At 72.5% G+C, this 7,905-nt stretch carries 7 protein-coding genes; 2 read left to right on the top strand and 5 right to left on the bottom strand.

The window, feature by feature from the left end:
• Positions 1-79: 79 nt before the first annotated feature.
• Positions 80-1,396, bottom strand: a complete 1,317-nt coding sequence (locus AB0O00_RS24310) for a PQQ-binding-like beta-propeller repeat protein (RefSeq protein WP_363655069.1) — start codon at positions 1,394-1,396, stop codon at positions 80-82.
• A 112-nt stretch (positions 1,397-1,508) separates the two neighbouring features.
• Here AB0O00_RS24310 and AB0O00_RS24305 point away from each other — a divergent pair, with 112 nt between their 5' ends.
• Positions 1,509-2,054, top strand: a complete 546-nt coding sequence (locus AB0O00_RS24305; protein WP_363655067.1) for a Uma2 family endonuclease — start codon at positions 1,509-1,511, stop codon at positions 2,052-2,054.
• A gap of 33 nt (positions 2,055-2,087) precedes the next feature.
• Here the strand turns inward: AB0O00_RS24305 and AB0O00_RS24300 are convergent, their stop codons facing one another.
• Complete coding sequence (locus tag AB0O00_RS24300) at positions 2,088-4,805, bottom strand: M56 family metallopeptidase (RefSeq protein ID WP_363655071.1); 2,718 nt, start codon at positions 4,803-4,805, stop codon at positions 2,088-2,090.
• A 358-nt stretch (positions 4,806-5,163) separates the two neighbouring features.
• On the opposite strand from AB0O00_RS24300, the gene AB0O00_RS24295 reads away from it, so the two are divergent.
• Positions 5,164-5,610: a hypothetical protein gene (locus tag AB0O00_RS24295; RefSeq protein WP_363655065.1), complete on the top strand. Its 447-nt coding sequence runs from the start codon at positions 5,164-5,166 to the stop codon at positions 5,608-5,610.
• 57 nt (positions 5,611-5,667) lie between these two features.
• Here AB0O00_RS24295 and AB0O00_RS24290 read toward each other — a convergent pair whose 3' ends face one another.
• The 3 genes from AB0O00_RS24290 to AB0O00_RS24280 all read right to left on the bottom strand — a co-directional run.
• Complete coding sequence (locus tag AB0O00_RS24290) at positions 5,668-7,365, bottom strand: ABC transporter ATP-binding protein (RefSeq protein WP_363655063.1); 1,698 nt, start codon at positions 7,363-7,365, stop codon at positions 5,668-5,670.
• Positions 7,366-7,367: 2 nt separating this feature from the next.
• Positions 7,368-7,628 carry a lasso peptide biosynthesis PqqD family chaperone gene (locus AB0O00_RS24285; RefSeq protein WP_363655061.1) on the bottom strand — a complete coding sequence of 87 codons (261 nt, stop codon included), beginning with the start codon at positions 7,626-7,628 and terminating at the stop codon, positions 7,368-7,370.
• 37 nt (positions 7,629-7,665) lie between these two features.
• A partial coding sequence (locus AB0O00_RS24280; protein ID WP_363655059.1) for a lasso peptide biosynthesis B2 protein occupies positions 7,666-7,905 on the bottom strand: 240 nt, incomplete at its 5' end.

The raw sequence follows: 7,905 nt of genomic DNA, 5'->3' as shown, positions 1-7,905 counted from the left end.
ATCCGCTCGGCGAGGTGCTCGGCGAGCAGGTCGGGGGAGATCGGGCGCACCTGCACCGGGGCAGCCTAGTGCCGTGGCCCTAGACCGTGGCCAGCGGGAGCGCGTGCAGGACGTCGTCGTGGCCCGCGTACAGGCAGGTCCCGTCGGCCGCGAGCGACCAGACGTCCTTGCCGGGGCCGGAGTCACGGAAGGTCCACAGCAGGCGGCCCGTCGCGGCGTCGACCGCGCACACGCCGCCGCCCGCCGGGCCGGGGACGTAGAGGACGCCGTTGACCAGCATCGGGTGGCTGCGGGCGTCCAGCAGGAACGGCAGCCGGAGCGACCAGTGAGCGTCCGGGCCGGCCTCCGAGTGGGCGGTGACCAGGCCGTTGTCGCGCGGAAGGAAGACCGCCGCGCCCGCGACCAGCGGAGGCATGGCACGCCAGTTCTCGCCCCGGGGCGGCAGCGTCCACAGCGCCGCGCCGGTGGCCAGGTCGAGGGCGCGCAGGCCGCCGGAGCCGTCCGGGACGTGGACGGCGCGCTGCCCGACCGCGCACCAGCGGAGGTTCTCGCTGCCCGCGGCCGTCCAGCGCTGCCGCCCGGTCGCGGCGTCCCGGACGACCAGCTCGGTGCGGCCCTCGGAGGTGCGGGCGGAGGCGATGACGCCGGTCGGGCCGGCCGAGGGGGCGAGCAGCTTCTCGCCGAGGTCGGCGGGGGAGGACCACAGCAGCGTGCTGTCCGCGATGCGCACCGCGAACGCCTTGTGCCCCGGGATCCTGTCGTCCTGGGTGGGCTTGGCATAGGCGGTGCCGTAGAGGGTCGTGCCGTCGCAGCCGGCGAGGACGACGTCGTCGGTGACGGCCTCCGGCAGGGCGACCGTGAGGTCGGCGGAGGGGTCGCCGAGGTCGCGGCCGTCGATGTGGCCCTGGGAGGTCGTGAACACGCGGTCGCCGCTGATCACCACGCGGGCGACGGTCGGGTCGTCGCCGTACTGCCGTTCCGTCGGGGCGAGGCGCAGCAGCCGGGTCGGGGCGCCGGTGGCCGGGTCGAGCAGCTGGAGGCCGGCGCTCGTGACGTACACCGGCCGGTTCGGGTGGGAGGTGAGCCGCTCGGGCGTCATGGCCTCGGGCCCGCGGTAGGTCCACACCGGCGTCGGGCCGGACACGGCGACGGGCGCCGGCGCGGTCGGTTTCGGAGCCGGCCGGTCCTCCCGGGAGCGGCCGAACGCCCACGCGGCCCCGCCGGCGGCCAGCACCCCGGCCCCGACCAGCAACGCGCGCCGGCTCACCCGCGGCCCGTCACCACCACCGCCGCCGACCACGTCCCCGGCCGCCGCGCCCGCGTGGCCACCGTCCTCCCCGTCCCACTGCCACGCCGCCTCCGGCACGCCGCGCTCGGACGACGACGACGAACGCATCCCGGCCACCCATTCCCCCAGGGGCAGCCATCGCGCTGCCGATCACCGAGAGGATATCGAACAGCCCTCGAACCATCCGTCCCCGAGGGCCCGGAAGCCTAGGCTGTGGCGCATGCGGGAACCACGCGGGCATGTCTCCAGCGAGCAGTACGACTCCTGGTGCGCGGTGCAGTGCGCGGACATCGAAATCGTCGACGGCATCGTCATCGCCCGCCCCGGAACCTCCAAGCGCCACAAGCGGCTGGCCCGGCTGCTGGCGAACGCGCTGGACGCGGCCGGCGGGAGCGAGTGGAACGTCGACACGGACTTCGACGTCCGTCTCCAGGACGTGCCGCTGAACAACCGCCGTCCGGACGTCGTGGTCTACCGCGCGGAGACGATCGACGAGTCACCGACCAGACCCGCGGACGTCCTGCTGCTCGCCGAGGTCGTGTCACCGGGCTCGGAGACCACCGACCGGGTGGTCAAGTTGGACCAGTACGCGACGGCGGGCATCCCGTTCTACTGGCGGATCGAGCAGGCCGCCGGCGTCGTCCCGATCGTCCACACCTACGTCCTCGACCCGGCGAGCCGGCGCTACAGGGTGGGCGAGGTCTTCACCGGCCTGGTCAAGGCGACGGCGCCGTACCCGGTGGAGATCGACCTCTCTTCGCTGTGACCCGCTGCCCGATCGCCGTCCTGGCGGCGACGTTCAGTGCTGCTGGTCCGCGGCCTGCGCGGCAGCGGCGATGTCGCTGGTGACCAGGTCCGCAACGGTCTTCATCGCGATTCCGCCGGCGAGGAGTCGGACGTTCGCCAGCTGGAACAGCAGCGGATCCTTCTGGTCGGCCGCGTCGATGCAGTCGGCGCTTGCGGTGCGCAGGATCGCCAGAAGCGGTTCCCACAGGTCGTCGGTCTGCTGGTTGGGCATGGGGAAGTAGTCGTCCGCGAGGCGTACCGCGTCGGCGAGGTCGGTGCACGCCGTGTGCACGGCGGTGTAGTCGACCGGGTCCTGGGCCACCGCCGCTCCCATGCCGGCGAAGCCGTGGGAGAACCGTTCGAACAGGGTTTTGCCGCCGAAGTACATCCAGGCGAACTCCTGGTTCCCCCGTGTCACGGCCGATTTCACCGATTGCGGCCTGACGGTCCCGGTCGGCCGGGCCTCGGCGGCGTGGGTCGGTGCCGACGTCAGCGACGAGGTCACCAGGACGGCGACCGTCGATGCGCCGGCCCATCCGAGCGCGAGGCGCCTGCCGTGGTTGCCAGGGCGCGGTGTGGGGCGCACCGCCAACGGCCTTGGCCGGCTGCCCGGTAGCCGTCGAACGCCGAGTACGAGGATGGTGGCGATCGCGGCTGCGAAGAGCTGGCCGGCCAGCACGTAGGGCGCCATCGTCGAGGCGACGGGTTGCCAGGTCGGCGCGAGCGTCCACGTGCACCGCTGGGAGAGCACGTTGAGCGGCCCGAGGCAGCCGTCGAACGTGGTCAGCAGATAGCAGGCGGCGAGGCCGAGCACGCCGGCGCCGCCTGTCGTCACCAGCGCGGTCAGGAAGGCGTGTTGTGGCGTCGTCACGGCCACCACCGTCGCGACGAGCAGGCTTGCCGCGGCCAGGGCGACGATCAGCCAGCCCCAGAACACCGCGAGGTCGTACCCGGTGACCTGCTCGCCTTGTGGCCACCAGGCGTGCATGACGGCCATCACCGCCACACCGGCGGTCAGCGACAGCAACGCGCCGAGCAGTGTGTCCCGCACGAGCCGACGCGTGGAGGGAAACCGGTAGGTCGGTCCCGGCAGATCGGGCACGTCCGGCAGGGCCCGCCGCAGCCATCGTGGTGCCTCGTCTCCAGGCTCACGCCACCAGGCCGGCAGCGCCACCAGCCAGAGAACGGCGGAGATCCAGGCGAAGGGGCCCGGCGGTGCGAAGGAGAAGAGCACCCACCAGACCGGAACGACCGCCGTCAGCACGCCGGTGTCTCCTCGGGCTGCCTGGGCGGCATCGCGCCCGAGTAGCGTCTCCGCCCACCCGGACGGATGGGTGGTGCCGGCGGTGAATCCCAGCCCCCCGTCCAGCCACCAGCGCATCCAGAGAGCGAGGAAACAGCACATCACCGCGAGGCTCAGCACGGCCACCGGTGCGAGGCGGGAACCGCGCCAGGTCGCTACGCTCAGGCTCGCGTGAGCCGCCGTCCAGTGAGTGGCCAGGACGGTGATCCCGACCAGGGTCAGGAGCACCGCCGGTTCGGCCGGCAGCCAGTGGTGGAAGTCGGTCGGCGCCAGGGCCAGGGTGGCCGCGACCGTTCCGAGGCCGATCCAGAGCCCCGCACGCGTTCCGGACGGAGGCCTCCGGTCGGTGAGCGCCGCGTACACCGCTGCCCGCCAGAGTGCGACACCGGCGACCCCTGCGATCAGGACCGCCGTGGCCACGGCCCCGGACGTCATCCACCCGTGCCCGGTTTCGGCCTTCGATTTGAGGTCCGACAGCTGGAACCCGATCGTCATGGCAGCCGCGCCGGTCAGGAACATCGGCATCGCCTGCACACCGAACAGGGCCGCCGGTTCCACCAGTGACTCCTGGCGCTGACGCCAGCGCGGATGCGTCCGCCACGCGTCGCCGAACGCTGCCAGGGCCCGACGGAACCGGCCGCGATCGGCCTGCTCGCGGCCGAGGCGTGTCCAGGCACCCTGGTCCGCGCCGCGCCGGACGGCTTCCAGATCGGCGTAGATCTCGCGGCTCCGGAGAACGTCGGCGCGGGCCAGCAGGACCAGCACGACCAGGAAGGCCGAGAAGGCCAGGGAGATCACCATGGCCGGGCGGGAGGCGCTCCAGAACGGTCCTCCCGAGCCGAGGAACTGATTGCGGATCAGCTCCTCGATCTGGTAGCCGGCGTTCGGCAGCAGCACCGCGATCAGGAAGACCCGCCAGAGCGCCACGGTGGCGTAGGTGATGTCCACGTCCCGGTTGCGAAGATGGGCGAGCTCGTGCAGCACGACCGCGCGGAACCCCTCCGGATCGGCTTGCGCGCCGGCGACGAGACCGGTGTTCAGGCTGACCGTGTACCTCCCGCGCCTGCCGAACACGACGGCGCTCGCCGACACGGCCACCGGGTCGAGCATGAACCTCGGCCCCGTCTCCACGCCCGCCCTCGCCACCAGCTCCTCCAGCGTCCGAAGGAGCCAGGGGTGCGCCCGGAACCCGAACGGGTCGATCAGGACGAGGCGCCTGCGCCGCTCGCGCCACAACGGGAGAACCCAGTAGAGGAGGCCGGCGGCCACCAGGAGAAGGAGCAGCAGCAGCCCGAGCAGAAGCCACGGGCGCGGCCCCACCGCATCGTGGACGCACGTGTCGTACGCCTTGCGCACCCGGGTGTCGTAGATCACCCGCAGTACCGTCGGGCTGCTGCTGCCGTCGGGGTCCACGCCCGCGGCCAGCATGCAGCCGACCGCCTTGCTGTCCGGATAGCCACGTAGCACGGTCAGGCTCTCGGACATCATCGTCAGGCTCGTCGTCACGAACAGCACGACCAGAAGTCCGAAACGCAGGGTGGTGCCCGCGATGAACACGCGCTCGTCCACTTTCGGCGGAGGCATGCCCATCTGTGTACCGCACGGCGCACCGATGCGGTAGTGGTTCTCTGTGTGACCGGGGGCGGAGTGTCACGGTCCGCCGTTGCGGTTTCGCCGTGATCTGCGAGACTCCCATGGGATCTGTGAACTACCTTTGGAGGTGCGGGTGTTGGGTTCACCGGCAGATCGGGGCGGTGGGGTTCTCGTTCGTGACGTCGTGCGCGCGGTGGTGGCCGACGTCGCGCCGGAGGAGACGATCCTCGTCGAGGGCCTGCTGCGGTACGGTGACGCCGAGGTGCTCGCCCGGCTTCGCGGGCGGGGGCGTCGCGATCCCCTCGGGTTCGGGGTCGCCGACATCGTTCCGCTGGTCACGCCCCTGCTCTGGCTGACGCTGGAGAGCGCTCGTCAGAAGCTGGCCGACGCGGCGGTGGACGGAGCCGCGAAAGGATCGGTTGCGCTGTTCCGGCGGCTCTTCCGCCGGACCGCCGAGCCCGAAGTGATCCCCGCTCTCACGCGCGAGCAGCAAGTGCTGGTGCGGGGGATGGTGGTGGACGCGGCCACCCAGGCCGGGCTGGCGCCGGAGCTCGTCGGCCAACTCGCGGATGGCGTGGTCGCCCGACTGGCTCTGGCCGAGCCGAACGCATCCGGGGGTGAGGAAGTCCCCTCGACCTGACTGCTGTGCCGGCCCCCCGCCAAGCATCGGGCCGGTAACTGTCACAGCCGGTAACCGTCACTGGCCGCTGAGGTGCTGGAAGCCCGGGTGGGTACGGAGGACGTCGGCGTGGGGGCCGGTGGCGGAGGTGGTGCCGTTCGTGAGCGTGACGATGGTGTCGGCGGACTCGATCGTGGACGTCCGGTGGGCGATGACGAGGATGGCGCACTCCTTGCGGAGGTCGTGCAGGTTGACCGTCAGGGCGGCCTCGTTGGCGGGGTCGAGGTGGGCGGTGGGTTCGTCCAGCAGGAGCAGGGCGGGGCGGGCCAGGACGGCTCGGGCGATGGCGATGCGCTGGCGTTCGCCGCCGGACAGGCGGGCTCCGCGTTCGCCGACCTCGGTGTCGAGTCCGGCGGGCAGGGAGTTCACCTTGTCGGTGAGGTTGACGAGGTCGAGGACCTCCCACAGCCGGTCGTCGGTGACGTCGGGGGCGGCGTAGCAGAGGTTGTCGCGCAGGGTGCCGTGCAGGACCGGGCAGTCCTGTTCGACCCAGCCGATCCGTGAGCGCCACTCGTGGAGGCCGAGTTCGTCCGCCGGGCGGCCGTCGAGGCGGATGGTGCCGCTCCACGGGTCGTAGAAGCGGTTGATCAGCGCGAAGGTGGTCGACTTGCCGGCCCCGGACGGGCCGACCAGGGCGACGAGCGCGTTCCGGGGGACGGTGAGGGAGAGGCCCCGGAGGACCGGTGCGTCGGGGTCGTAGCCGAACCGGAGGTCGCTGATCTCCAACGACGGTGCGTCGTGCACTGGTTGGGAGGTGGAGCGCGGGGCGGTGGTGTCCTCGGTGGGGAGCTCGTGGACCTCCTGGACGCGTTCGGCGGCGCCCTTGGCCCGGTGCACCGAGGCCACGCCCTCCATCAGCTCGGTGACGGGCCCGGTGAGCTGGGTCGCGTACAGCAGCATGGCCACGAGGGCGCCGAGCGAGAGGGCCCCCTGGTCGACCCGGGCCGCGCCGAGCAGCAGGACGAGGACGAAGGCGGCGTTGATGGCCAGCTGGGCGGTGGGGGCGATCACGGCCGTGAGCCGGGCGCCGCGCAGCGCGGCGTCGTAGGCGGTGCGGGCGAGGGCGTCGAGGCGGTCGGCCTCCCGCTGTTCGGCACGGTTGGCCCGGACGGTCCGCAGGGCGGACAGGGCGCGTTCCAGTCCGGCCGAGATCGCCCCGACGGCGGTCTGCACCTGCGTCGACGAGCGGCCGATCTCCGCCGACAGCCGGTGGATCACGAGGCCGCACGCGAGCAGCACGCCGAGGATGAGCAGCATCAGGACCGGGTCCAGCACGAACATCGCCGCGACGCTGCCCAGGGCGACGCACAGGTTGGTGGCGATCTGGACGGAGACGTGCGTCAGGGCCTCGCGCAGGACGGCGACGTCGGTCGAGGCGCGTGCCATGAGGTCGCCGACGCGCAGGCGGTCGAAGGCCGCCATGCGGACCCGCAGCAGGTGCGAGGTCAGTCCGGTCCGCATGCCGAGGACGAACCGCTCGCCGGTGCGCTCCAGCAGGAAGACGGCGACGGCGCCGATGAGTGCCTGGGCCAGCAGCAGGACGACGAGGACGGTGACGGGCAGGAGCAGCGGGCGGTGCGCGGTGAGCGCCTCGACCACTGCCTTCGCGGCGAGCGGCTGGCCGATGCCCACGGCGGCCGCGGTCAGCGTGAGGAGCAGGGCGGCGCCCAGGGCGCGGCGATGCCCCCGGGTCAGGGTCCACAGCCGGCTAAGCATCGTCAGGCGGCCTCCACCAGCCCGGAGGAGCGGAGCCGGTCGGTCATCGCCGTGAGGTCGTGCCGTGCTTCGGCCGGTGCGATGCCGAAGTGGGCCACGAACTCCTCGGCGACCTGGTCCACGGAGTGGCCGTCCAGCAGGCGTTGCAGGGCGTACGCGCCGGTCTGGTTGAGCTGCCAGTAGTGCCCGGTGCGCTGGTTGAGCAGCACGGCGCCGTCGTGGGTGTCGGTGGACACGGTGTGGGTGGTCAGGCGGAGCGTCATGGGTCCCTCCGGACGGGGTTGCGGTGGGCGGCGGCGGTCAGACCGTGCGCGCGGGCCGCTTGGGGGCGACGGTGAGCAGCGGGCGGAAGTAGCCGTCGGGGTAGGGCTCGTCGATGACCCGGCCCTCCGCCTCGACCCAGGCGTGGGCGGCGAACGGCGTCGTGCGCACGCCGGCCTGCCAGGTGGGCCAGACGCCACCGAACCGGCACAGGAGGGCCGTGGCGATCGACCGCTGGAGGCAGTTGTGGACGGCGCAGCGCAGGCTGACCGCGACGAC

The organism is Kitasatospora sp. NPDC093558, from assembly GCF_040683475.1.
Classification (GTDB): Bacteria; Actinomycetota; Actinomycetes; order Streptomycetales; family Streptomycetaceae; genus Kitasatospora.
The sequence above is the reverse complement of the archived record's forward strand: the minus strand, read 5'-3'. Positions and strand labels throughout refer to the sequence as shown.

Excerpts from the sequence above, each read along its gene's own strand:
- AB0O00_RS24310 (WP_363655069.1), bottom strand. The coding sequence starts at position 1,396 with ATGCGTTCGTCGTCGTCGTCCGAGCGCGGCGTGCCGGAGGCGGCGTGG.
- AB0O00_RS24305 (WP_363655067.1), top strand. The coding sequence starts at position 1,509 with ATGCGGGAACCACGCGGGCATGTCTCCAGCGAGCAGTACGACTCCTGG.
- AB0O00_RS24300 (WP_363655071.1), bottom strand. The coding sequence starts at position 4,805 with ATGCTGGCCGCGGGCGTGGACCCCGACGGCAGCAGCAGCCCGACGGTA.
- AB0O00_RS24290 (WP_363655063.1), bottom strand. The coding sequence starts at position 7,365 with ATGCTTAGCCGGCTGTGGACCCTGACCCGGGGGCATCGCCGCGCCCTG.
- AB0O00_RS24285 (WP_363655061.1), bottom strand. The coding sequence starts at position 7,628 with ATGACGCTCCGCCTGACCACCCACACCGTGTCCACCGACACCCACGAC.